This window comes from Buttiauxella cochleicola, assembly GCF_021283185.1.
Classification (GTDB): domain Bacteria; phylum Pseudomonadota; class Gammaproteobacteria; order Enterobacterales; family Enterobacteriaceae; genus Buttiauxella; species Buttiauxella massiliensis.
In genome coordinates this window covers 27723-50326 of sequence record NZ_JAJSOS010000014.1, presented here as the reverse complement: position 1 = coordinate 50326, position 22604 = coordinate 27723, and the positions used below count along the sequence as shown (strand labels likewise).

Below are 22604 nucleotides of genomic sequence, written 5' to 3'. Positions count from 1 at the left end.
AACAGACTAAAGGCTTTGCTTTTTGTCATTTATTCGCCGTTGTTCAGTGTCTCTGATAGCGTTAGCTTAATCGGTTCAACTGCGAAGGTAAGCCCCTTTTCACCGTTATCCGCAACAACATAGCGAATAGCGCCATCAGTTTGCGCGTAATAACGTTTGTTCTTTCCATCGCTGAGTAATTTGGTGAGTTTTGCCACGCTTTGCGGTTTTGAAAGCGACGGGGTAAAAGTGCGAATCAGCGCTGACATGTATTCAGAAGCTTTCGCTCGCGCCGCTTTTTGCTCCGGGCCCTGAATCGGCAACCACGTTATCTGCATCGACTTTATTTTCAACGTACCGCGCTCAAGTGCCGTAGATGCGTAGAGATTTTCGTTTATTTTGCTGGCAGCACGCATCAGGTTTACTTCATCGGTGCTGGAGTCGATAGCGCGGAATTCATTGATCGGCAAAGACGGGTTTTCTGCGGTGAATTTTTCCCGAAACTGCGTAATGTTCATATCAAATGTTGGTGCACCCGCCAGTAAATATGGAGCGGCTTGCAGTGGTGAGGCGGAATCTGAAGGCGGGTCGGCCCAAACCACCGCAGCGGGTAGCATCAGTAAAGCCAGAGCTGCAAACAGATGTCTCATTGACAAATTCTCCTGTGAATTCTGCTTCCCGATTAAATCGGCATTCCGTTGGCTTGTCAAAACCCGGCATAGCCAGGGTACACTACGGCGCTAAACAATAAAATGGACCTTACCATGACCATACAGCAATGGCTGTTCTCTTTTAACGGACGTATTGGACGCCGTGACTTCTGGATTTGGATTGGCGTTTGGTTAGTCGCGCTGATCATTCTCTTCACCCTCGCGGGTGCTGAAATTATGCCTTATTCCACCGCCGGTTTCTTCTTATCGGGTTCTTTGATTCCGACTGCCGCTGTGATTGTGAAACGTCTGCACGATCGCAATAAGAAAGGCTGGTGGGCGCTACTGTTTATTCCGGCATGGCTGTTGCTTGCCGGAAATTGGGAAACATTCGGCACATTAGCGCAGTGGGGACTTGGGCGTTTTATCCCAACCTTGATTCTGGTGATGGTCATTATGGACCTGGGTGCATTTGTTGGCACCCAGGGTGAGAATCGCTTTGGTAAAGATACAAGCGAAGTGAAGTACCGCTAACACTACCAGTAGTGTTCAGCTGTCATATGGCCCGGTCGGCGGCGCAAATGTTTGGTCATCTGCCGGGTATCTTTCAGCAGCTGCTGCGTATCACGTACCATCTGCGGGTTGCCGCACAACATCACATGGCTAGTTTCGGTATTCATCGGCAGACCTACAGCCGCTTCCAGTTCACCGCTCTCGATAAGTGCAGGCACGCGTCCGGTCAATGAACCCGGAATTGATTCCCGGCTCACCACGGTCTGAATCCGCAATTTCCCTTCGTATTGCTGCTGAAGTTTTTGCATCAATGGCAAATAACTCAAATCCTGCGCATAACGCACGGCATGCAGCAAAACGATATTCTCGAAACGATCCAGGTCTTTGCCTTCCTGCAAAATCGAAAGATAGGGGCCTAATGCGGTACCTGTCGCCAACATCCATAAAGTCTGACAGTCCGGGACTTCATCCAGGACAAAGAACCCCGCGGCTTCGCTCACCAGCATAATTTCGTCACCGGGTTGCAGAGCATGCAGGCGTGGGCTGAGTTTGCCCTCAGGCACCGTGACTAGATAAAACTCAAGATTAGGGTCGCTCGGCGCGTTGACGTAGGAATAGGCGCGCTGCACGCGTTCGCCATCAATTTCCATCCCAAGCTTGGTGAATTGCCCGGCGGTGAAAGGGGCGACAGGCGCATGCACAGTGAGACTAAATAGAGCGTCCGTCCAGTTTTCAATCTGGATGACTTTACCTTTGACCCATTCCGCCATGATGTTCATTCCCCTCTGTGTCTATTGCCCTATCTTCACCAGAAAACTGTGAGATTTCCAGCCGGTTAAAGCTGGAAAGCTCATTCAGACAAACGGCAGTCTTACAGAATATGTGTTTGTACGTCTGGATCTTTGCGGTCGAGATAGTGAATAGATTTGATGCGGCGAATGGTGCGCGATTTACCACGAATCAGCAGTGTTTCAGTGGTCGCCATATTCCCTTTACGGGTAATGCCGTCCAGCAAATCACCTTTGGTGATACCGGTCGCGGAGAAAATCACGTTGTCGTTACGCGCCATATCGTCGAGTTTCAATACCACACCCGCTTCAATGCCCATCGCTTTGCAGCGCTCAAGCTCTTTCTCACCCATTACACGGTTTTCTTCGCTATCGCCTTTGACGTGGTGACGGGCCAACAGGCGGCCTTGCATGTCGCCATCCAACGCGCGAATAACTGCTGCGGAAATCACGCCCTCAGGTGCGCCGCCGATACCGTACATCACATCGACTTCGCTATCTGGCATGCAGGTCAGAATGGATGCCGCAACATCACCATCAGGGATGGCGAAAACACGCACGCCAAGTTTTTGCAGTTCAGCAATGGTGGCGTCGTGGCGCGGTTTGGCGAGAATGGTCACAGTGAGTTCACTCAGTGGTTTGTTGAGTGCAACAGCAATGTTATAGAGGTTTTCAGCCAACGGCAGATTGAGGTCGATAATGCCTTTAGCACCAGGGCCAACAATCAGTTTTTCCATGTACATGTCAGGTGCGTTCAGGAAACTGCCTTTATCGCCAACTGCTAAAACGGCCAGCGCGTTGGCCTGGCCCATTGCCGTCATGCGAGTGCCTTCAATCGGGTCAACGGCGATATCTACAGCGTCGCCCTGTCCGGTCCCGACTTTTTCGCCAATGTAGAGCATCGGTGCTTCGTCGATTTCCCCTTCACCAATCACAATCTGGCCGTCAATATTGACCTGATTAAGCATGATACGCATGGCGTGAACGGCTGCGCCATCCGCTGTATTTTTATCGCCACGGCCCAACCATTTATAACCAGCCAGTGCCGCAGCTTCGGTTACGCGGGAAAATTCAATCGCAAGTTCTCGTCTCATCACACACTCATTTAAGAAGCAGAATTGCGACCGAGTTTAGCACAGGCGGGGAGGGGGGATCCCCTCTCGGCATGGAGAGGGGAAGGGTGAGGCAATTAACTTTCGTCGTGGTCTTCCCACGCAAGCGCACGCTTAACGGCTTTTTTCCAGCCAGCGTAACGGACGTTACGTTCGGTTGTTTCGATACCCGGACGGAACTCTTTCTCGATAACTGCTTTCTCGCTTACTTCATCCAGATTCTGCCAGAAACCAACGGCCAGGCCTGCAAGATAAGCAGCACCTAACGCTGTGACTTCACGCACTTCCGGGCGCTCTACGCGCGTACCCAAAATGTCTGCCTGGAACTGCATCAGGAAGTTGTTCGCCACCGCGCCGCCGTCGACGCGCAGGGCGTGCAGGCGAATATCGGCGTCGGCCTGCATGGCTTCCAGCACATCACGAGTCTGGTAAGCGATGGATTCAAGCGTTGCACGGATAATGTGGTTGGCATTTACACCACGCGTCAGGCCGAAGATGGCGCCGCGAGCATACGGATCCCAGTAAGGTGCGCCCAGGCCAGTAAAGGCTGGAACGACGTACACGCCGTTGGTGTCTTTTACTTTCGTCGCGAAATACTCGGAGTCAGTTGCATCGCTGATGAGTTTCATCTCATCACGCAGCCACTGAATTGACGCGCCGCCCATGAATACCGCGCCTTCCAGCGCATAATTCACTTCACCGCGTGGGCCACAGGCAATCGTCGTCAGCAATCCGTGAGTGGATTTCACTGCTTGTGTGCCGGTGTTCATCAGCATAAAGCAGCCGGTGCCGTAGGTGTTTTTCGCCATCCCTTCTTTTACACACAGCTGGCCGAAGAGTGCCGCCTGCTGGTCACCGGCGATCCCAGCGATAGGAATACGCGTACCGCCTTTACCACCGATGTTAGTCTGGCCGTAAACTTCGGAGGATTTACGCACTTCTGGCAGCATCGCACGTGGAATATCCAGCGCTTCCAGCATGCGGTCATCCCAGTCCAGGCTGTGGATGTTAAACAGCATGGTGCGCGAGGCATTGGTGTAGTCAGTGACGTGCACGCGCCCTTGAGTCATTTTCCAGATAAGCCAGGTATCGACAGTACCGAACAGCAGTTCACCACGGCGAGCACGCTCACGTGAACCTTCAACATGGTCAAGAATCCACTTTACTTTGGTGCCGGAGAAGTACGGGTCAACAACCAGGCCTGTGTTGGATTTGATGTACTCTTCCAGGCCGTCGCGTTTCAGCTGTTCGCAGATTTCAGCGGTACGACGACACTGCCAGACGATGGCGTTATAAATTGGTTTGCCGGTCTCTTTTTCCCAGACAATCGCGGTTTCACGCTGGTTGGTGATACCAATCGCGGCAATTTGGTCTGAGTTGATGTCGGCTTTCGCCAGCACTTCGACAAGCGTGGAACTTTGTGTTGCCCAAATCTCCATTGGGTCGTGCTCTACCCATCCCGCTTTTGGGTAGATTTGCTGAAATTCGCGCTGTGAAACGCTAACAACGTTGGCATCATGATCCAGGACGACGGCGCGGGAGCTGGTTGTACCCTGGTCAAGTGCGACGATATATTTTTTTTCGTGAGTCATAATCTTGTCCTGAAGTCAGTCTTACAAAGAAGCATTTTGCTGTGTGGAAGCCTCGGATTTTTTATCCTCTTCAACAACACAAACATCACAAGGTAAATGGTGGCCAATCAACTTACGGTAGCCAAACGCGCCAAGGGCTGCACCGACTATCGGGCCAAATACAGGCACCAGGAAGTAAGGAATATCGCGGCCACCGGTAAAGGCAACGTCGCCCCAGCCTGCTAACCAGGCGAAAAGTTTCGGGCCAAAGTCACGTGCTGGATTCATCGCAAATCCGGTCAACGGCCCCATTGAAGCACCGATTACCGCAATCAGTAAGCCAATCAGCAATGGTGCTAATGGGCCACGCGGGATGCCATTGCCATCGTCAGTCAGCGCCAGAATAACGCCCATCAGAATGGCTGTGATCACCATCTCTACGGCAAACGCCTGCACCAGATTGATGTGTGGGTTAGGGTAGGTTGAGAAGATACCTGCCAAATCCAGGCTTTCCACGCTGCCGCGTACCATGTGGTGCGTCTGCTCGTAATCCAGGAATAAATTGTAATACAGGCCATAGACCAAAGCTGCGGCACAGAACGCACCTGCAACTTGCGAAAGAATAAACGGCACCACTTTACGTTTATCGAAGCAGGCGAACAGGCAAAGTGCGATAGTCACCGCCGGGTTAAGATGTGCACCGGAAACTCCTGCAGTCAGGTAGATAGCCATCGCTACTCCCAAACCCCAGATGATACTGATTTCCCACTGCCCGAAGCTTGCGCCCGCGACTTTTAAGGCGGCGACACATCCGACACCAAAGAAAATCAACAACGCGGTACCCATGAACTCGGCGATGCACTGACCTTTCAAGGTTGATGGAGCTGTCTGACTCATAGTAGGGTCCTGAAGGCAAAATTAATGATTATTGTTTGTTCGGGCTTCCCTGCCGCGCAGGTGCCATGTAGGCATAGTGTTAATTTATCGTTAACGAACATAAGCGAGAAATATCGAACTTTAAATTTGTGTTGTTCGTCATAAAAATGAGCGATTTCGCGCTGAAGTGTGCGCATTATCACCCAGAAAAGACAACGCAAACGCTCATGGAAGTAATCAATGGGTTAACAAATAGTGATTTTAGCGCTCATGGTCATTCGGCATATGCTGAAAAACGTTATGTTATGCAAAGAGCGCTTGAACTCGCTGGACACGGCTACTCACGCTACTTACAATCGAGACACGCTGCGTGGAGCGCATATATTCATAAGGTGTCATCGGGGAACATCCGGGACGGGGATTTAGAAATCCATCAACGCCTTGCAATTCAGAAGAGGTTCAGAAATGTCATTTGAAGTGTTTGAGAAACTGGAAGCAAAAGTACAGCAGGCGATTGATACCATTACCCTGCTGCAAATGGAAATTGAAGAGCTGAAAGAGACCAACAATAATTTGTCTCAGCAAGTTCAGCAGTCTCAGAGCAACCATGAAGAACTAGTGCGCGAAAACAATTCTCTGAAAGAACAGCAGCACGTTTGGCAGGATCGTCTGCATGCGCTGCTGGGTAAGATGGAAGAAGTGTAAGACTTAAGCTAGAAAAAGAACGGGCGCCCCAGGGCGCCCGTTTTGTTATTCGATATCGAGGGGATCTTCGGAAAGGATAATGCCGGTATTGTCCGCATACAGATGGTCACCGGAGAAGAAGGTCACGCCACCAAAGTTAACGCGCACATCACTTTCGCCAATGCCAACTCCTGCTGAACCTACCGGAATGGCGGCAATTGCCTGAATACCAATATCCAGTTCTTCCAGGTCATCGACCTGGCGTACAGCACCGTATACGACGATGCCTTCCCACTCATTTTGAGTCGCCAGACGGGCAAGTTCTGCATCAATCAAAGCACGGCGAACAGAGCCGCCACCATCGATTACCAGCACTCGGCCACGGCCATTTTGTTCGAGCAGATCATACAACAATCCGTTGTCCTCGAAACATTTCACCGTGATGATTTGCCCGCCAAAGGACGACCGCCCACCGAAGTTGGAAAACAGCGGTTCAACGACGTTGACATCTTCCTGATAGATGTCGCAAAGCTCGGAAGTATCATATTTCATAGGATTAAGGTTCTGTTGCTGCATGAGTTGTCAGTATATCGCTTAATCCCAACTGTTGGCAAAATCATCAATTGTTAATTGATATTTGTCAGCTAAAACGACACCGTACTGAGCACAACTCCTACCGCAAACAACAAGTTAGTCAGCAATGCAGCTTTAACAGTTCGTTCGAGCATTGGGCGCATGGCGACCGGTTCCATCTCACGCAGTACGAAACGAGCCTGCTTAATCAGTAGTGGTGCTGCAAGCACAAACAGCCATCCCCAGAGGCTTTGCAGCCACACCAGGTTAAATACCGCCAGGCACGCCAGCGCCCCCATTAACAGGCAAGCATGATAGCGACGGGCAAGCACTGGGCCCAGGCGCACAGCCAGCGTGTTTTTACCGTTCTCACGGTCGCTGTCGATATCGCGCAAGTTATTGATGTTCAGCACAGCTGTTGCCAGTAATCCGCAAGCTGTCGCGGGTAAAAACACTAACGGTGCTAGAGCGTGAGCCTGCAGATACCAGGTACCAGCCACACTTAACCAACCAAAGAAGACCAGTACTGAAATGTCCCCAAGCCCCATGTAACCATACGGACGAGTTCCGACGGTGTAAGTAATAGCCGCGATGATAGCCAGCAAACCGAGCACCAGGAAACCGAGAAAATCTGCCAGCGTACGGCAAGCAACCGCGACCAGCGCCAGGCCAGAAACGCAGATTAATACCACTGTGATAATCAGCGCCTTTTTCATCTGCGCCTGGGTAATCACGCCTTTTTGCATTCCGCGCAATGGCCCGATTCTGTCTTCTTTGTCGCTGCCTTTTACCGCATCACCGTAGTCATTCGCCAGGTTTGAGAGGATTTGCAGTAACCCGGCAGTCAGCAGTGCCAGCAATGCAATAGCGGGGTTGAACACGCCTTGCCAGAAAGCCAGCGCGGATCCACAGACGATAGAGGCAAATGCCAGTGGTAATGTGCGTGGGCGCAAGCTTTCAAGCCAGGCTTGAGTCGTGCTTACAGAGTGCGATTCGCTCATAGTTCTCTCTGTTAGATATAAAAAAATGGAGGGCATAAGCCCTCCATTTCAAATGAAGAAAATACGTTGAGCGGGATTATAGGATAAAACGGCTCAAGTCTTCATCTGCTACCAACTCATCCAGATGTTTGCTGACATATTCGCCGTCAATCAGGATGGATTGGCCGTTCATTTCGCTGGCATCGTAAGAGATATCTTCAACCAGGCGTTCTAACACAGTGTGCAGACGACGCGCCCCGATGTTTTCGGTGGACTCGTTCACTTGCCATGCGGCCTGAGCAATGCGGCGAATACCGTCTTCGGTAAAGTCGATATTCACGCCTTCGGTGCCTAGCAGCGCTTTGTACTGCACGGTGATAGACGCGTTTGGCTCAGTCAGAATGCGCTCGAAATCTTCAACAGTCAGTGCCTGAAGTTCCACACGAATTGGCAGACGACCCTGCAATTCTGGGATCAGGTCTGACGGACTTGCGACCTGGAATGCGCCAGATGCGATAAACAGGATGTGGTCAGTTTTGACCATACCGTGTTTAGTCGAAACGGTGCAGCCTTCAACCAGCGGCAGTAAGTCACGCTGAACGCCTTCACGGGAAACGTCCGGGCCGGAACTGTTGCCACCACGCTTACAGATTTTGTCGATCTCATCGATAAACACGATGCCGTGTTGCTCGACGGCATCAATGGCGTCTTGCTTCAACTCTTCCGGGTTCACAAGCTTGGCGGCTTCTTCTTCAATCAGAAGTTTCATCGCCTCTTTGATTTTCAGCTTGCGTGGTTTTTGCTTCTGGCCGCCCAGGTTCTGGAACATAGACTGCAACTGGCTGGTCATTTCTTCCATGCCAGGAGGAGCCATGATCTCAACGCCCATCGGTGCCGCAGCCAGATCGATTTCAATTTCTTTATCGTCTAACTGGCCTTCACGCAATTTTTTACGGAAAGACTGACGCGCTGTAGATGGCTCAGGTGCCGTTTCGTTTTGACCCCAGTTGTTCTTAGCAGGAGGGATCAGCACATCAAGAATGCGCTCTTCGGCCATTTCTTCGGCACGGTAGCGGTTTTTCTCGATGGATTGCAGGCGAACCATTTTCATCGCAGAATCGGTCAAATCGCGGATGATAGAATCAACTTCTTTACCAACATAACCCACTTCGGTGAATTTGGTGGCTTCGACTTTGATGAACGGTGCGTTGGCAAGTTTTGCCAGACGACGGGCGATTTCGGTTTTACCCACGCCAGTTGGGCCGATCATCAGAATGTTTTTTGGCGTAACTTCATGACGCAGCTCTTCATCAAGCTGCATACGGCGCCAGCGGTTACGCAGCGCAATCGCCACGGAACGCTTGGCATTGTCCTGGCCAATGATGTGTTTGTTCAGTTCGCTGACAATTTCGCGTGGAGTCATTTCAGACATGGGGATTCCTTACGCCTTAGACGCTAATTCTTCAATAGTGTGGAAATGGTTGGTGTAGATGCAGATATCACCGGCAATCCCCAGCGATTTCTCTACGATGTCACGAGCACCCAGTTCGGTATTTTCAAGAAGGGCACGTGCCGCTGCCTGGGCATACGGGCCACCGGAACCAATTGCAATCAGGTCATCTTCTGGCTGAATAACGTCACCATTACCGGTGATGATAAGAGATGAATTTTCATCGGCGACGGCAAGCAGCGCTTCGAGTTTGCGCAGCATACGATCGGTACGCCAGTCTTTTGCCAGTTCAACCGCAGCTTTCACCAGGTGGCCCTGGTGCATTTCTAGCTTGCGCTCAAACAGTTCGAAAAGGGTAAAGGCATCCGCAGTACCGCCAGCAAAACCAGCAATCACTTTATCGTTATACAAACGACGTACTTTTTTGACGTTGCCTTTCATTACGGTGTTGCCGAGCGTGGCCTGACCATCACCACCGATTACGACATGGCCGTTACGGCGCACACTTACTATTGTTGTCACGAGCAGACCCCTTATTGCATAAACTGAATAAGTACCCCGATATTATATCGGGGTCGAATGCAATTATAGATGGGGGGGATTTTGGGGGTTTCAACCCCCAGCGCCAAGACGAATACAGTTAGAGTGGCCTGCCATCTTCAACTGACTAATCGTACCGTCAGCTTTCTCTTTGCCCTTGATTGGGCCAATGACGACTCGGTTCCAGCCATTGTTGGTCGTGATGCGTGAATCAAAACCTTCGAAAGCAAGCTGTGCACGGACAGTTTCTGCCTGTTCGGCACCCTTGAAGGAGCCACACTGTACCATCCAGCGTTTCTCATCCTTTGGCTTATCCTGAGGTGCCGGAGCCTGTTTGACTACTTCTTCACGGGTAATCGGCGCTGCTTTCGGCTGCGTCTCAGGCTGTGCTGCACGCTGCTGAGTATTATGCGGCGGCGTTTGCAACAAATCCTGATAAGGCTGCGCGTTTGATGTCGTTGTACGCGGTTGCTGCTGCACGGTACGTGGCTGTGTTACAGGCTGCGACTGCTGCTGAACGGCACGCGGTTGTGGGGCAACTTGTTGAGCGGTGAACTGCTGCTGTTGCGTTTGCTGCTGAATAATTTTTTGGCGCTGTAAGGTGTTCTGACGCTGTTCCGGCGTCTGCTCATTCCACGGTACTTCGTTCAACTGAGTAGGTTGCTGGCGCATATCGGCCTGCATCTGTTCCAGTAACTGGCGCTGTTCGCTGGTGAGCTGATCTTTATTCTGCACTTCACCACCGGCAGAAGGTTCGGTTGGGGCACGCACACCCGTCTGGCGATTTTCCAGTTCTTTGATATAACGCCAGCGCTCTTCCGGTTTAGGTGGCAGACCATTTCCTGTGACTTTGTGGCCAGGCAGGGTTTCGCTTTCATCTTTTTTATGATGAGTAATGAAGTAGAGAGCACCAATAAAGGTCACCAGAACGGCGGCCGCAATTGCGACCATTGTCGGCGAGACAGATGGTAGGCTGCGTTGCTTGCTGCGGGTGTTACTTTTCTTACGCCGCGTACCTGCCGATTGCCCGCGGCGTACATAATCTCGTTGTGCCACTATTGATTCGCTATATTTTATTCGTTTATCAGCCCGCCATGTTACTTAATGGATATCCCTTTGACCAGAATCCAGTGTCCTAAAGCGGGTCATTTTCTACTGCCAGGTGCGCTGGTGGAGCCTCGTTCAATGAGTTCACAGTCCAGCAAACGCGAACCACTACTCACGGTGTGCCCGTTAAGTTGATCCAATAACAACAGCATAGCTTCCCTCCCGATATCAAAACGGGGTTGCGCTACGGTGGTGAGCGGTGGGTCACAGAACTGTGAAAGTGCGATGTCATCAAAGCCCATAATCGATAAGTCTTCCGGCACTCGTAAGCCATTTCGCTTGGCCTGAGACAGTGCGCCCAGCGCCATCACATCGCTATGGCAGAACACCGCAGTCGGCGGATTGGGTAGTGCCATCAGCTGCGACAATGCAGCGGCACCGGCTTCATAAGTGAAGTTACCACGCGCAATGTAGTGCGGATCGATTACTGCCCCCGTACGACGTAATGCCTGGACATACCCCTGCAAGCGATAGTGACAAAGCGGCATCTCTTCCGGGCCAGCAATACAGGCAATTTTTTGATGGCCGAGCTGCTGTAAATAATAAACGGCGTTAAACGCTGCAGTCAGGTTATCGATATGAACCGTAGGCAATTCCAGCTCAGGAGCAAATTCGTTTGCCATTACCATCGGCGGCAAATTGCGTTGTTCTTCAATACTGGCATCAAAGGGAAGGCGTGAGCCTAGCAACAACATGCCATCAATCTGCTTGGTGATAATCAGATTAATGAAGGTTTTTTCCTGCTGATTTTGGTGGGCGCAATCGCCAATCAGCACTAGGTAGCCCTGGTCCGCAGCCGTCACTTCGATACCGCGGATGATTTCGCTAAAGAAGGGGTCGCAGATATCCGGGACAATAACCAAAATGGTGCGTGATTCATTACGCTTTAAATTTCGCCCCAGGGAGTGGGGTAAATAACCTACGGCTATTGCCGCTTGTTCCACACGATTACGAGTACTTTGCGATACTTTGTCCGGGTTCATTAATGCCCTGGACACCGTTGCAGTTGAGACTTTCGCTTGAACGGCAACATCTTTCATGGTTGCATTGGCAACCTGATTCTTCGGCTTCAACTTCTTCTCCTCGCGTGCACTGTACAGGTGCTGACAACGTCCGTGGTGTCTGACCATGTCCACATTCTTAGCAGAAATTGATGTTCGTTGGTTACAGTTATTTCATTAAAAGTGTGATGGTTGTTGAAATTTTCGATCCGCTTCGCATAACCACAGGACTTTGTGCTAGCCGTCAATTGGATCAACATCCAGCGTCCACTTCACTTTGCGTGATTCCGGTAAAGTATTGACCAGCTTCAACGAATGACTGACCAGTCGTTGCAGGCGTGCGCGCGAAGGGTGTTGCAGCAGAATTTGCCAACGGAAACGCCCACCGCGTTTGGGTTGTAAACATGGCACCGGGCCCATAACCCAGAGTTGCTCATCTCGTAACGGGCTGGACTCAAGCAGGTTTCGTAACTGCTGCAAGAAGAGCGGCGCCTGATGGTTATTTTGGTCTTCTGCACGGAACATGATGTGGCTGGTAAACGGTGGTAAGAACACCGTCTGGCGCTCTTTCAGTGCCTGGCTTGCGAAGTCGTCATAACCTTTGGTGAGCAGCGTTTGTAATAAAGGATGGTCAGGATGGTGAGTTTGCAGCATAACTTCGCCTTGTTTACCGGCGCGCCCTGCGCGGCCAGACACCTGGACATAAAGCTGTGCAAAACGCTCCGCTGCACGGAAATCGGCAGAAAATAGTGCGCCATCAACATCCAGCAAAGCCACCAGAGTCACATCCGGGAAGTGATGCCCTTTTGCGAGCATCTGCGTACCAATCAGAATCCGAGCACCGCCGCGATGGACTTCCGCCAGTTGCTGCTCAAGCGCGCCTTTACGGCTGGTGGTGTCGCGGTCAATACGCGAAATCGGCACACCCGGAAATTCAGGCTCAAGGCTGTGCTCAAGCTGCTCTGTTCCCATACCAACCGGAACCAGGTTGGTGGAACCACAATGCGGACATTGCTGGGGAATCGCTCTTTGGCTGTCGCAATGGTGGCAACGTAAATGACGCTGGCCCTGATGATAGGTGTAGTAGTGGTCGCAGCGCGGGCACTCCGCTATCCAGCCGCATTCATGGCACAGCAGAGCGGGAGCAAACCCGCGGCGGTTAAGAAACAGGATCACCTGGTTGTCAGCTTTAAGATGCTGGCCAATTTTTTTGATAAGCGCAGGCGCCAGGCCGGATTTCAGTGGCTGGCCTTTTAAGTCCACCACTTGCTGTGTTGCCGGGCGCGCATTACCGGCGCGTTTTGTCAGGCGTAGCTGGCGATATTTCCCCAGTTGAACATTGTGCAATGTTTCAAGGGCGGGGGTTGCTGAGCCGAGGATGATGGGAATATCTTCCGCATGTGCGCGGTACACGGCTAAATCACGAGCGTGATAACGCCAGCCTTCATGCTGCTTGTAAGAGCTGTCGTGCTCTTCATCTATAACAATGACGCCAAGTCGGCAAAACGGTGTGAACAGAGACGAGCGGGTGCCAATCACAATCGCGGCTTCGCCGCTGCGGGCTTTTAACCACACAGCAAGACGTTCACTGTCATTAAGTCCGGAGTGCAGCACTTCGACCGGAGCGTTAAAACGCTCACGGAAACGGGCGATGGTTTGCGGCGTCAGGCCAATTTCAGGTACCAGAACCAGCGCTTGTTTGCCTTGTGCCAGCACGTTTTCCAACACGCTAAGATAAACTTCCGTTTTACCCGAGCCGGTAATTCCCGCCAGCAGCCAGACGGCGAAATTGTCGACAGAACTATGAATGGCCCCAATGGCGGTGGCCTGCTCGGTGTTCAGGCGTAAACGCTCGCCTTCAACGGAATAGCTATCGCGCCAGTCCGTCGTCGCAGGGGCGGCACTTTTCAGGTCACATAAACCTTTGGCCCGCAGCGCTTGTAACCCAGGCTCGCTGATTTCCATTTCGTTCACCTGGTGACGCCAGATGATATTTTGCCGTACCGCTGCCAGCGCTTGTTGTTGTTTAGGGGCGCGTTTCAGGCTGTTGAGATCAACCGCTTTGCCTTCTTCGGTGGCAAACCAGTACCACAACGGCGCGTGGTGCGCGGGTTTTCCTTCGCGCAGCAAACCAGGCAGCGCATGGAAAAGCACATCGCCGATGGGATGATGATAATACTCGGCCGCCCACAGCAGAACGCGCCATAGCGAATCTGGAAACAACGAAGCGCCATCCAGAACGTCTGCCACCGGTTTTAGATCTTTTAGCGGCAATTCGCTGTGCTCGCTAACCGAGACAACGATCCCGACAGCCTGGCGTTTACCAAACGGCACCGTGACGCGACAGCCTAATGCCACCTGCATTCCAGCGGGAATGAGATAGTCAAAAGTACGGGCAAGGGGAACCGGTAAAGCAACGTGGGCGACAGGCATTAATATTTCCGAACTGATAAAAATGACGAGATAGTGTACACTGTGTGTTCCAGAAAATGCGGATCAGTTTGCATACGCTGGCGGGGTTCTGTATGATTCGCCGCCTTTGATGCGCAGTTTTTGGTATCAAAAAACCTAATCTATCAACTTCGCGTGGTGTCTGGCGTTAGGGCTGGAAGAGCGACGCGGCCTTATACTGAGGTTTTCCATGAAAAAGAATATTCACCCGAACTACGCAGAAGTTACTGCAAACTGCTCTTGCGGTAATTCTATCAAGATTCGCTCTACCGTGGGTCATGATCTGAACCTGGACGTTTGTGGCGAATGCCACCCGTTCTACACTGGCAAGCAGCGTGATGTTGCTACCGGTGGCCGCGTTGACCGCTTCAACAAGCGTTTCAGCGTTCCAGGCGCGAAGAAGTAATTCGCTGCACGGTAGTAAGAGAAAGGCGCCTAACGGCGCCTTTTTTGTTATTCCCGTCATCATTCAAGCCGTAGGGGTGTTGGCTGCACTCACTCACCCCAGTCACTAACTTCAGTAAGCTCCCGGGGATTTGCTCCCTTGCCGCCTACCTACGACTCGAATGCTATAGGGAATAAGGATAATTCCTGTAATTAGTATTCCCACGTCTCTGGATCGATCCCCAGCTCGCGCATAATCACTTTCGCCGCTTCAGGAATTTCATCACTACGCTCTTTGCGCAGATCTGCATCATTTGGCAGTGGCTGGCCGGTAAACGCATGCAGGAATGCTTCACACAGGAGCTCACTGTTTGTTGCGTGACGCAGGTTATTCACCTGGCGACGGGTACGCTCATCGGTGAGGATTTTTAACACCTTCAGAGGAATGGACACCGTAATTTTTTTTACTTGCTCACTCTTCTTCCCGTGCTCAGCGTAAGGGCTGATATATTCGCCGCTCCATTCAGCCATGAGATACTTAATCCTCTTAATCAATGTATTTAGGCTTCCACCGGTAATATGCGCGGCAGAAGCGATTATCTGGTCGTAGTGTAAGCGTTTATTGATTCGCGGTCTGCGACGCTATCACCCTAAAGCGTATAATTTTAACGGCTATTGCGTGTTTGCTCAATCTATACGCAAAGAAGTTTAGATGTCCAGATGTATTGACGTCTAACTCGGCAGTGTTTACTCTGGTACCTGACCTTTATTCGACCAGCAAGGATTCGAGAGCCATGACGCGCAAACAGGCAACTATCGCAGTACGTAGCGGTTTGAACGATGACGAGCAATACGGCTGCGTTGTACCGCCAATCCATCTCTCCAGTACTTATAATTTCACCGGGTTTAACGAACCGCGCGCGCATGACTATTCGCGTCGTGGCAATCCTACGCGTGATGTTGTCCAGCGCGCACTGGCAGAGCTGGAAGGCGGAGCGGGCGCAGTGCTGACGAATACCGGTATGTCGGCAATCCATCTGGTAACCACCGTTTACCTTAAGCCTGGAGACCTGTTAGTGGCTCCGCATGACTGTTACGGCGGTAGCTACCGTTTGTTTGATAGCCTGGCAAAGCGCGGCGCATATCGCGTTTTGTTTGTCGATCAAGGAGATGAAGCGGCTTTAACTGCGGCACTTAACGAAAAACCAAAACTCGTGCTGGTCGAAAGCCCAAGTAATCCCTTGTTACGAGTGGTAGATATTGCGAAAATCTGCGCCGCCGCGCGTGAAGTAGGGGCAATAAGTGTGGTGGATAACACCTTCTTGAGCCCGGCTTTGCAAAACCCGCTGGCATTGGGTGCGGATTTAGTTCTGCACTCATGTACCAAATACCTGAATGGTCACTCAGATGTTGTTGCGGGTGTCGTGATTGCGAAAGATGCCGAAACTGTCACTGAGCTTGCCTGGTGGGCAAATAACATTGGCGTGACTGGCGGTGCTTTTGATAGTTATTTGCTATTACGCGGTTTGCGCACGCTTTCACCACGTATGGAAGTGGCGCAACGTAATGCACAGGCGATTGTTGATTTCCTGCAAACTCAGCCGCTGGTGAAAAAGCTGTATCATCCTTCGCTGCCTGAAAACCAGGGCCATGAAATTGCTGCTCGTCAGCAAAAAGGTTTTGGCGCGATGCTAAGTTTTGAATTTAATGGCGACGAGCAAACGCTGCGTCGTTTCCTGAGTAGCCTGACTCTCTTCACACTGGCGGAATCTCTGGGTGGAGTAGAAAGTTTGATTTCACACGCGGCGACGATGACCCACGCGGGCATGGCGCCAGAAGCGCGTGCTGCAGCGGGGATCTCTGAAACCTTGTTGCGTATTTCGACTGGCATTGAAGATAGCGAAGATTTAATTGCTGACCTGGAAAATGCGTTCCGGGTTGCAGCCGAGGGGTAAGCATGAGTGTTTCAGCACCAGCAGGGGCGTCGGGTCGTCAGCTGCATAAATTTGGTGGCAGTAGTCTGGCAGATGTGAAGTGCTATCTGCGCGTTGCGGGGATCATGGCCGAGTATTCAAAACCTGGCGACATGATGGTTGTTTCCGCTGCGGGTAGCACAACTAACCAGTTGATTAACTGGTTAAAATTAAGCCAAAGCGATCGCCTTTCTGCCCATCAGGTTCAGCAAGCACTGCGCCGTTATCAGAGCGAGCTGATTAGTGGCCTGGTTACGCCTGATGTTGCTGATGCTTTAATCGGTCAATTTATTCACGATCTTGAGCGTCTGGCGGGTTTGCTGGATGGCAAAATGACCGACGCAGTATATTCCGAAGTTGTAGGCCATGGTGAAATTTGGTCTGCGCGCCTGATGTCTGCGGTGCTGAATCAGTTAGGTCACCCGGCTGCATGGTTGGATGCACGCGAATTTATGCGTGCAGAACGTGCAGCCCAGCCACAAGTTAATGAAGGTTTATCCTGGCCGCTGCTGCAAGAGCTGATGGCGCAGCACCCGAACAAACGCCTCGTTGTTACCGGTTTTATCTGCCGTAACGACGCGGGCGAAACGGTTCTGCTGGGCCGCAACGGTTCTGACTATTCCGCAACACAAATTGGTGCACTGGCTGGGGTTTCCCGCGTGACGATCTGGAGTGACGTTGCCGGGGTTTACAGCGCTGACCCACGTAAAGTGAAAGATGCTTGCTTGCTGCCGCTGCTGCGTCTGGATGAAGCCAGCGAACTGGCCCGTCTTGCCGCCCCAGTGCTGCACGCTCGTACTTTGCAGCCTGTTTCCGGTAGCGATATCGATCTGCAACTGCGTTGTAGCTATTCACCAGAACAAGGGTCAACTCGTATCGAACGTGTGTTGGCTTCTGGTACTGGTGCACGAATCGTTACCAGCCACGATGATGTTTGCCTGATCGAACTTCAGGTTGCTCCACAGCAAGATTTCAAGCTGGCTCACAAAGAGCTGGATACCCTGTTAAACCGCGCCCAGATCCGCCCGTTGTCGATTGGCGTTCATCCTGACCGTAACCTGCTTCAGCTTTGCTACACCTCAGAAGTTGCTGGCAGCGCACTACAAACTCTTCAGGAAGCCGCTCTTCCGGGCGAATTACGTCTGCGTGAAGGCTTAGCGCTGGTGGCAATGGTTGGTGCGGGCGTTTGCCGAAACCCACTACACAGCCATCGTTTCTGGCAGCAACTGAAAGATCAGCCTGTTGAGTTTATCTGGCAGTCCGAAGATGGTATCAGCCTGGTTGCGGTACTACGTGTTGGCCCAACAGAAAACCTCATTAAGGGTCTGCATAAGTCACTGTTCCGTGCTGAAAAACGTATTGGTCTGGTTCTGTTCGGCAAAGGGAACATTGGTTCACGCTGGCTGGAGCTGTTTGCCCGCGAGCAAGAAACTATCTCTGCACGAACCGGTTTTGAATTCGTGCTTTCAGGCGTTGTAGATAGCAGCCGCAGCTTGTTGAATTATGAAGGTCTGGATGCCAGCCGTGCTCTCGCTTTCTTCAACGATGAAGCGATAGAGCAGGATCAAGAATCACTATTCCAATGGATGCGCGCGCATCCTTATGATGATTTGGTGGTTCTGGATGTGACTGCGAGTGAACAACTGGCCGATCAATACCTCGATTTTGCCAGCCACGGTTTCCACGTTATCAGCGCCAATAAACTTGCGGGCGCCAGTAATGGCCAGAAGTACCGTGAAATTCGTAATGCTTTTACCAAAACAGGTCGCCACTGGCTGTATAACGCCACCGTGGGCGCTGGCTTGCCGGTAAACCATACCGTTCGTGATCTACGCGAGAGCGGCGACTCCATTCTGGCTATCAGCGGTATTTTCTCCGGTACGCTTTCATGGCTGTTCCTGCAATTCGATGGCACCGTGCCATTTACCGAGCTGGTGGACCAGGCCTGGCAGCAAGGGCTAACGGAACCCGATCCACGCGTCGATCTCTCCGGGAAAGACGTGATGCGCAAACTGGTGATCCTTGCTCGCGAAGCGGGTTACGACATCGAGCCGGACCAGGTTCGTGTTGAGTCGCTGGTTACTAACGGTAGTGAAACGGGCTCAATTGATCATTTCTTTGAAAATGGTGATGAGTTGAATGACCAAATGCTTCAGCGTTTTGAAGCGGCTCAGGAAATGGGTCTGGTTCTGCGTTACGTGGCACGTTTCGATGCAAACGGTAAAGCGCGTGTTGGTGTGGAAGCGGTGCGCCTTGAGCATCCTCTGGCATCGTTGCTGCCATGCGATAACGTGTTTGCTATCGAAAGCCGTTGGTATCGCGATAATCCGCTGGTTATCCGTGGGCCAGGTGCTGGTCGTGACGTAACAGCTGGCGCTATTCAGTCGGATCTCAATCGCCTGGCGCAATTGCTATAACTCGCTGAAACACAAAAATACCGAGGCCAGCGATTGCTGGCCTTTTTTTATTCTTTTTAATCGAATATGAGGAAAATTCAATTTGGGTGAGAATTCCTCATTTCTTGTGTTGAATTTTCAGTTGACGGAATCATGCTTTTCATTCATCTTGCTATCTGGACGTCTAAACGTCTGGATAGCAACAAAACACAACATCACATAATAAAATGCGATTAATGAGGTAAGGGTATGAGCTTTTTTCACGCCAACCAGCGGGAAGCACTAAATCAGAGTCTGGCCGAAGTCGCCGGGCAAATTAACGTTTCCTTTGAGTTTTTCCCGCCGCGCACCAGTGAAATGGAACAGACCCTGTGGAGCTCAATTGATCGACTGAGTAGCCTGAAACCTAAATTTGTCTCCGTAACTTACGGCGCAAACTCCGGTGAGCGTGACCGTACCCATAGCATCATCAAAGGTATTAAAGACCGTACAGGTCTGGAAGCTGCGCCGCATCTGACTTGTATTGATGCCACTCCCGATGAGTTACGTACTATTGCGCAGGATTACTGGAATAGCGGTATCCGTCATATCGTCGCTCTGCGCGGTGACTTACCTCCAGGTGGTGGCAAGCCAGATATGTATGCTTCTGATCTGGTCACACTGCTTAAAGATGTCGGTGACTTTGATATTTCCGTTGCTGCTTACCCGGAAGTTCACCCGGAAGCGAAAAGTGCACAGGCTGATTTGATTAACCTGAAGCGCAAGATTGATGCTGGTGCAAACCGCGCAATCACACAGTTCTTCTTCGATGTGGAAAGTTACCTGCGCTTCCGTGACCGTTGCGCCGCTGCGGGTATCGATGTCGAAATCGTGCCAGGCATTTTGCCAGTGAGTAACTACAAACAGGCGCATAAGTTCGCGACCATGACCAACGTGCGTGTTCCGCACTGGATGGCACAAATGTTTGAAGGGCTGGATAACGACGCAGAAACTCGCAAAATGGTCGGTGCCAATATTGCGATGGATATGGTGAAAATCCTCAGCCGCGAAGGCGTGAAAGACTTCCATTTCTATACGCTTAATCGTGCTGAAATGAGCTACGCAATTTGCCACACGCTGGGTGTTCGCCCGTTAGTTTAATGCAATCAATGGCCCGCAAGGGCCGTTACATCCCTTCCTGGTTCCACTCCTCCTCCAAATACCCCTTTCATTTCTAATGTTAAGTTTTGAAAGTTTATGTTGCTGTCGACGTTTCTTCGGAAGACTTTTGCTATGTTGCTCATTAGCCAGCAGGAAATAACTATCAAATCTGTAGTTTTTTTCATCTATAACTTATCTGCAGAGCTGTATATCCTGGTATTAAAATAGTGAAGGGAGCAGGAAGATGAGCACAAACGAAAACGATCATAATACGTTGTCCGCAGGGAAGTGCCCGTTTCATCAGGGCAGTCATGATGTGAGTGCAGGAGCCGGAACAAGCACGCGGGACTGGTGGCCGAAACAACTCCGTGTTGATCTCCTCAATCAGCATTCAAACCGCTCTAACCCCCTCGGCGAAGATTTTGATTACCGCAAAGAATTCAGCAAACTCGATTATTCCGCGCTGAAAGGCGACCTAAAAGCATTACTAACTGATTCCCAGCCATGGTGGCCTGCCGATTGGGGCAGCTACGCCGGGCTATTTATTCGTATGGCCTGGCATGGTGCCGGCACTTACCGTTCCCTGGACGGACGTGGTGGCGCAGGTCGTGGTCAGCAACGCTTTGCTCCACTTAACTCCTGGCCAGATAACGTAAGCCTTGATAAAGCTCGCCGCCTGCTATGGCCTATCAAACAGAAATACGGCCAGAAAATATCCTGGGCTGACCTGTTTATACTGGCGGGGAACGTAGCGCTGGAAAACTCCGGCTTCCGCACCTTTGGTTTTGGTGCCGGACGTGAAGATGTTTGGGAGCCAGATCTGGATGTGAACTGGGGTAATGAAAAAGCCTGGTTGGAACATCGCGACCCGGAGGCACTTGCTAAACGTCCATTGGCCGCGACCGAGATGGGGCTGATTTATGTTAACCCTGAAGGGCCAAACGCCAGCGGTGAACCACTCTCTGCCGCTGCTGCCATTCGTGCTACTTTCGGCAATATGGGGATGAACGACGAAGAGACTGTAGCGCTTATCGCTGGCGGTCATACGTTGGGCAAAACCCATGGTGCGGCGGAGGCAACCCATGTGGGTGTTGATCCAGAAGCTGCACCGATTGAAGCCCAAGGCTTAGGCTGGACGAGCAGCTACGGCAGTGGTGCAGGTGCTGATGCAATTACATCTGGCCTGGAAGTTGTCTGGTCACAAACGCCAACCCAGTGGAGTAATTACTTCTTCGAGAACTTGTTCAAATTTGAATGGGTACAGACACGCAGCCCTGCTGGTGCAATTCAGTTTGAAGCGGTCGATGCACCTGAAATTATTCCCGATCCGTTTGATCCATCGAAAAAACGTAAACCGACAATGTTGGTCACCGACCTGACGCTGCGTTTCGATCCGGAATTCGAGAAAATTTCCCGTCGCTTCCTCAATGATCCACAAGCTTTCAATGAAGCTTTTGCTCGCGCATGGTTCAAATTGACCCACCGCGATATGGGGCCAATTGCGCGTTACATCGGCCCGGAAGTGCCAAAAGAAGAACTGATTTGGCAGGACCCGTTGCCGAAAGCGACATTCAGCCCAACGCCTGCTGATATTGATCACCTGAAAGCAGAAATTGCCCATTCTGGCCTTTCTGTCAGTGAATTGATTTCTGTAGCCTGGGCGTCGGCGTCGACTTTCCGTGGCGGCGATAAACGTGGCGGAGCCAATGGTGCGCGCCTGGCACTGGCACCTCAGCGCAACTGGGATGTGAATGCTTTAGCGGTTCGTGCATTGCCTGCGCTGGAAGCCATTCAGAAAGCGTCTGGTAAAGCGTCACTGGCCGATATCATCGTACTGGCGGGTGTTGTGGGTGTTGAACAGGCAGCGGAAGCGGCTGGTATCAGCGTTCGCGTGCCGTTTATTCCTGGGCGTGTTGATGCCAGCCAGGATCAGACCGATATCGAGATGTTCAACCTGATGGAGCCTGCAGCAGATGGGTTCCGTAACTACCGTGCTCGTGTGGATGCGTCGACAACAGAATCCCTGCTGATTGATAAAGCACAGCAACTGACTCTGACCGCACCGGAACTCACAGTGTTGGTTGGTGGTATGCGTGTGCTGGGTGCGAATTTTGATGGCGGCAAGCATGGTGTATTCACCGAGCGTTTAGGTGTGCTCAGTAACGATTTCTTTGTCAATCTGCTGGATATGGACACGGAATGGAAGGCGACTGATGACTCTTCAGAACTGTTTGAAGGCCGCTGCCGTCAAACTGGCGAAGTGAAGCAGACAGCGACACGCGCGGATCTGGTCTTCGGTTCCAACTCTGTGCTGCGTGCACTGGCGGAAGTTTATGCCTGCGGTGATGCTAAAGAGAAGTTTGTGAAAGACTTCGTGGCGGCATGGGTGAAAGTGATGAATCTGGATCGCTTCGATCTGAAGTAAGCTTGCTTTAA

20 protein-coding genes are annotated in these 22604 nt (G+C 51.5%); 7 read left to right on the top strand and 13 right to left on the bottom strand.

The features are described from left to right. Positions 1 to 29: 29 nt before the first annotated feature. Entirely contained in the window at positions 30 to 596 is a 567-nt protein-coding gene (locus LVQ76_RS19205; protein WP_370640084.1) for a YiiQ family protein, read from the bottom strand. Between the two features lie 147 nt (positions 597 to 743). Here LVQ76_RS19205 and LVQ76_RS19200 point away from each other — a divergent pair, with 147 nt between their 5' ends. Beyond that, complete coding sequence (locus tag LVQ76_RS19200) at positions 744 to 1163, top strand: DUF805 domain-containing protein (protein WP_034461428.1); 420 nt, start codon at positions 744 to 746, stop codon at positions 1161 to 1163. A 2-nt stretch (positions 1164 to 1165) separates the two neighbouring features. On the opposite strand, the gene fpr is transcribed toward LVQ76_RS19200, so the two are convergent. The 4 genes from fpr to LVQ76_RS19180 all read right to left on the bottom strand — a co-directional run bounded on the left by fpr (position 1166) and on the right by LVQ76_RS19180 (position 5510). Next, positions 1166 to 1912, bottom strand: coding sequence for a ferredoxin--NADP(+) reductase (gene fpr, locus LVQ76_RS19195; protein WP_154154153.1), 747 nt, complete (start codon positions 1910 to 1912; stop codon positions 1166 to 1168). 101 nt (positions 1913 to 2013) lie between these two features. Then, positions 2014 to 3024, bottom strand: coding sequence for a class II fructose-bisphosphatase (glpX, locus tag LVQ76_RS19190; RefSeq protein ID WP_064515066.1), 1011 nt, complete (start codon positions 3022 to 3024; stop codon positions 2014 to 2016). 95 nt (positions 3025 to 3119) lie between these two features. After that, positions 3120 to 4634: a glycerol kinase GlpK gene (gene glpK / locus LVQ76_RS19185; protein ID WP_232922281.1), complete on the bottom strand. Its 1515-nt coding sequence runs from the start codon at positions 4632 to 4634 to the stop codon at positions 3120 to 3122. A gap of 21 nt (positions 4635 to 4655) precedes the next feature. Next, positions 4656 to 5510: an MIP/aquaporin family protein gene (locus LVQ76_RS19180; RefSeq protein ID WP_232922280.1), complete on the bottom strand. Its 855-nt coding sequence runs from the start codon at positions 5508 to 5510 to the stop codon at positions 4656 to 4658. 444 nt (positions 5511 to 5954) lie between these two features. On the opposite strand from LVQ76_RS19180, the gene zapB reads away from it, so the two are divergent. Further along, a complete protein-coding gene (gene zapB, locus LVQ76_RS19175) occupies positions 5955 to 6194 on the top strand; it encodes a septal ring assembly protein ZapB (RefSeq protein ID WP_034461423.1) in 240 nt (79 codons plus the stop codon). Positions 6195 to 6239: 45 nt separating this feature from the next. Here the strand turns inward: zapB and rraA are convergent, their stop codons facing one another. The 7 genes from rraA to priA all read right to left on the bottom strand — a co-directional run bounded on the left by rraA (position 6240) and on the right by priA (position 14257). Next, positions 6240 to 6725, bottom strand: a complete 486-nt coding sequence (gene rraA, locus LVQ76_RS19170; RefSeq protein WP_034461422.1) for a ribonuclease E activity regulator RraA — start codon at positions 6723 to 6725, stop codon at positions 6240 to 6242. Between the two features lie 92 nt (positions 6726 to 6817). Further along, complete coding sequence (menA, locus tag LVQ76_RS19165; RefSeq protein WP_151995366.1) at positions 6818 to 7747, bottom strand: 1,4-dihydroxy-2-naphthoate polyprenyltransferase; 930 nt, start codon at positions 7745 to 7747, stop codon at positions 6818 to 6820. A 76-nt stretch (positions 7748 to 7823) separates the two neighbouring features. Beyond that, positions 7824 to 9158 carry an ATP-dependent protease ATPase subunit HslU gene (hslU, locus tag LVQ76_RS19160; RefSeq protein WP_151995365.1) on the bottom strand — a complete coding sequence of 445 codons (1335 nt, stop codon included), beginning with the start codon at positions 9156 to 9158 and terminating at the stop codon, positions 7824 to 7826. Between the two features lie 9 nt (positions 9159 to 9167). Beyond that, positions 9168 to 9698: an ATP-dependent protease subunit HslV gene (hslV, locus tag LVQ76_RS19155; RefSeq protein WP_232866016.1), complete on the bottom strand. Its 531-nt coding sequence runs from the start codon at positions 9696 to 9698 to the stop codon at positions 9168 to 9170. Between the two features lie 90 nt (positions 9699 to 9788). Further along, positions 9789 to 10772, bottom strand: coding sequence for a cell division protein FtsN (ftsN, locus tag LVQ76_RS19150; RefSeq protein WP_232922279.1), 984 nt, complete (start codon positions 10770 to 10772; stop codon positions 9789 to 9791). 89 nt (positions 10773 to 10861) lie between these two features. Continuing rightward, the gene (gene cytR / locus LVQ76_RS19145) at positions 10862 to 11896 is read right to left on the bottom strand and encodes a DNA-binding transcriptional regulator CytR (protein WP_151995363.1); all 1035 of its coding nucleotides are present in this window, start codon (positions 11894 to 11896) and stop codon (positions 10862 to 10864) included. 165 nt (positions 11897 to 12061) lie between these two features. After that, positions 12062 to 14257, bottom strand: coding sequence for a primosomal protein N' (gene priA / locus LVQ76_RS19140; RefSeq protein ID WP_232922278.1), 2196 nt, complete (start codon positions 14255 to 14257; stop codon positions 12062 to 12064). 208 nt (positions 14258 to 14465) lie between these two features. Here priA and rpmE point away from each other — a divergent pair, with 208 nt between their 5' ends. Beyond that, complete coding sequence (gene rpmE, locus LVQ76_RS19135; RefSeq protein WP_124022232.1) at positions 14466 to 14681, top strand: 50S ribosomal protein L31; 216 nt, start codon at positions 14466 to 14468, stop codon at positions 14679 to 14681. 191 nt (positions 14682 to 14872) lie between these two features. Here rpmE and metJ read toward each other — a convergent pair whose 3' ends face one another. Next, entirely contained in the window at positions 14873 to 15190 is a 318-nt protein-coding gene (metJ, locus tag LVQ76_RS19130) for a met regulon transcriptional regulator MetJ (protein ID WP_034461414.1), read from the bottom strand. A 263-nt stretch (positions 15191 to 15453) separates the two neighbouring features. Between metJ and metB the strand changes: the two genes are divergently transcribed. The 4 genes from metB to katG all read left to right on the top strand — a co-directional run bounded on the left by metB (position 15454) and on the right by katG (position 22593). Next, positions 15454 to 16614: a cystathionine gamma-synthase gene (gene metB / locus LVQ76_RS19125; protein ID WP_134187637.1), complete on the top strand. Its 1161-nt coding sequence runs from the start codon at positions 15454 to 15456 to the stop codon at positions 16612 to 16614. Between the two features lie 2 nt (positions 16615 to 16616). Next, positions 16617 to 19049: a bifunctional aspartate kinase/homoserine dehydrogenase II gene (locus LVQ76_RS19120; protein ID WP_232922277.1), complete on the top strand. Its 2433-nt coding sequence runs from the start codon at positions 16617 to 16619 to the stop codon at positions 19047 to 19049. 228 nt (positions 19050 to 19277) lie between these two features. Beyond that, entirely contained in the window at positions 19278 to 20168 is an 891-nt protein-coding gene (metF, locus tag LVQ76_RS19115; protein WP_232866020.1) for a methylenetetrahydrofolate reductase, read from the top strand. A gap of 244 nt (positions 20169 to 20412) precedes the next feature. Beyond that, positions 20413 to 22593, top strand: a complete 2181-nt coding sequence (gene katG / locus LVQ76_RS19110) for a catalase/peroxidase HPI (RefSeq protein ID WP_232922276.1) — start codon at positions 20413 to 20415, stop codon at positions 22591 to 22593. Positions 22594 to 22604: the final 11 nt, after the last annotated feature.

Coding starts and splice junctions, on each gene's coding strand:
- LVQ76_RS19205 (WP_370640084.1), bottom strand. CDS start 596: ATGCTACCCGCTGCGGTGGTTTGGGCCGACCCGCCTTCAGATTCCGCC.
- LVQ76_RS19200 (WP_034461428.1), top strand. CDS start 744: ATGACCATACAGCAATGGCTGTTCTCTTTTAACGGACGTATTGGACGC.
- fpr (WP_154154153.1), bottom strand. CDS start 1,912: ATGGCGGAATGGGTCAAAGGTAAAGTCATCCAGATTGAAAACTGGACG.
- glpX (WP_064515066.1), bottom strand. CDS start 3,024: ATGAGACGAGAACTTGCGATTGAATTTTCCCGCGTAACCGAAGCTGCG.
- glpK (WP_232922281.1), bottom strand. CDS start 4,634: ATGACTCACGAAAAAAAATATATCGTCGCACTTGACCAGGGTACAACC.
- LVQ76_RS19180 (WP_232922280.1), bottom strand. CDS start 5,510: ATGAGTCAGACAGCTCCATCAACCTTGAAAGGTCAGTGCATCGCCGAG.
- zapB (WP_034461423.1), top strand. CDS start 5,955: ATGTCATTTGAAGTGTTTGAGAAACTGGAAGCAAAAGTACAGCAGGCG.
- rraA (WP_034461422.1), bottom strand. CDS start 6,725: ATGAAATATGATACTTCCGAGCTTTGCGACATCTATCAGGAAGATGTC.
- menA (WP_151995366.1), bottom strand. CDS start 7,747: ATGAGCGAATCGCACTCTGTAAGCACGACTCAAGCCTGGCTTGAAAGC.
- hslU (WP_151995365.1), bottom strand. CDS start 9,158: ATGTCTGAAATGACTCCACGCGAAATTGTCAGCGAACTGAACAAACAC.
- priA (WP_232922278.1), bottom strand. CDS start 14,257: ATGCCTGTCGCCCACGTTGCTTTACCGGTTCCCCTTGCCCGTACTTTT.
- rpmE (WP_124022232.1), top strand. CDS start 14,466: ATGAAAAAGAATATTCACCCGAACTACGCAGAAGTTACTGCAAACTGC.
- metJ (WP_034461414.1), bottom strand. CDS start 15,190: ATGGCTGAATGGAGCGGCGAATATATCAGCCCTTACGCTGAGCACGGG.
- metB (WP_134187637.1), top strand. CDS start 15,454: ATGACGCGCAAACAGGCAACTATCGCAGTACGTAGCGGTTTGAACGAT.
- LVQ76_RS19120 (WP_232922277.1), top strand. CDS start 16,617: ATGAGTGTTTCAGCACCAGCAGGGGCGTCGGGTCGTCAGCTGCATAAA.
- metF (WP_232866020.1), top strand. CDS start 19,278: ATGAGCTTTTTTCACGCCAACCAGCGGGAAGCACTAAATCAGAGTCTG.
- katG (WP_232922276.1), top strand. CDS start 20,413: ATGAGCACAAACGAAAACGATCATAATACGTTGTCCGCAGGGAAGTGC.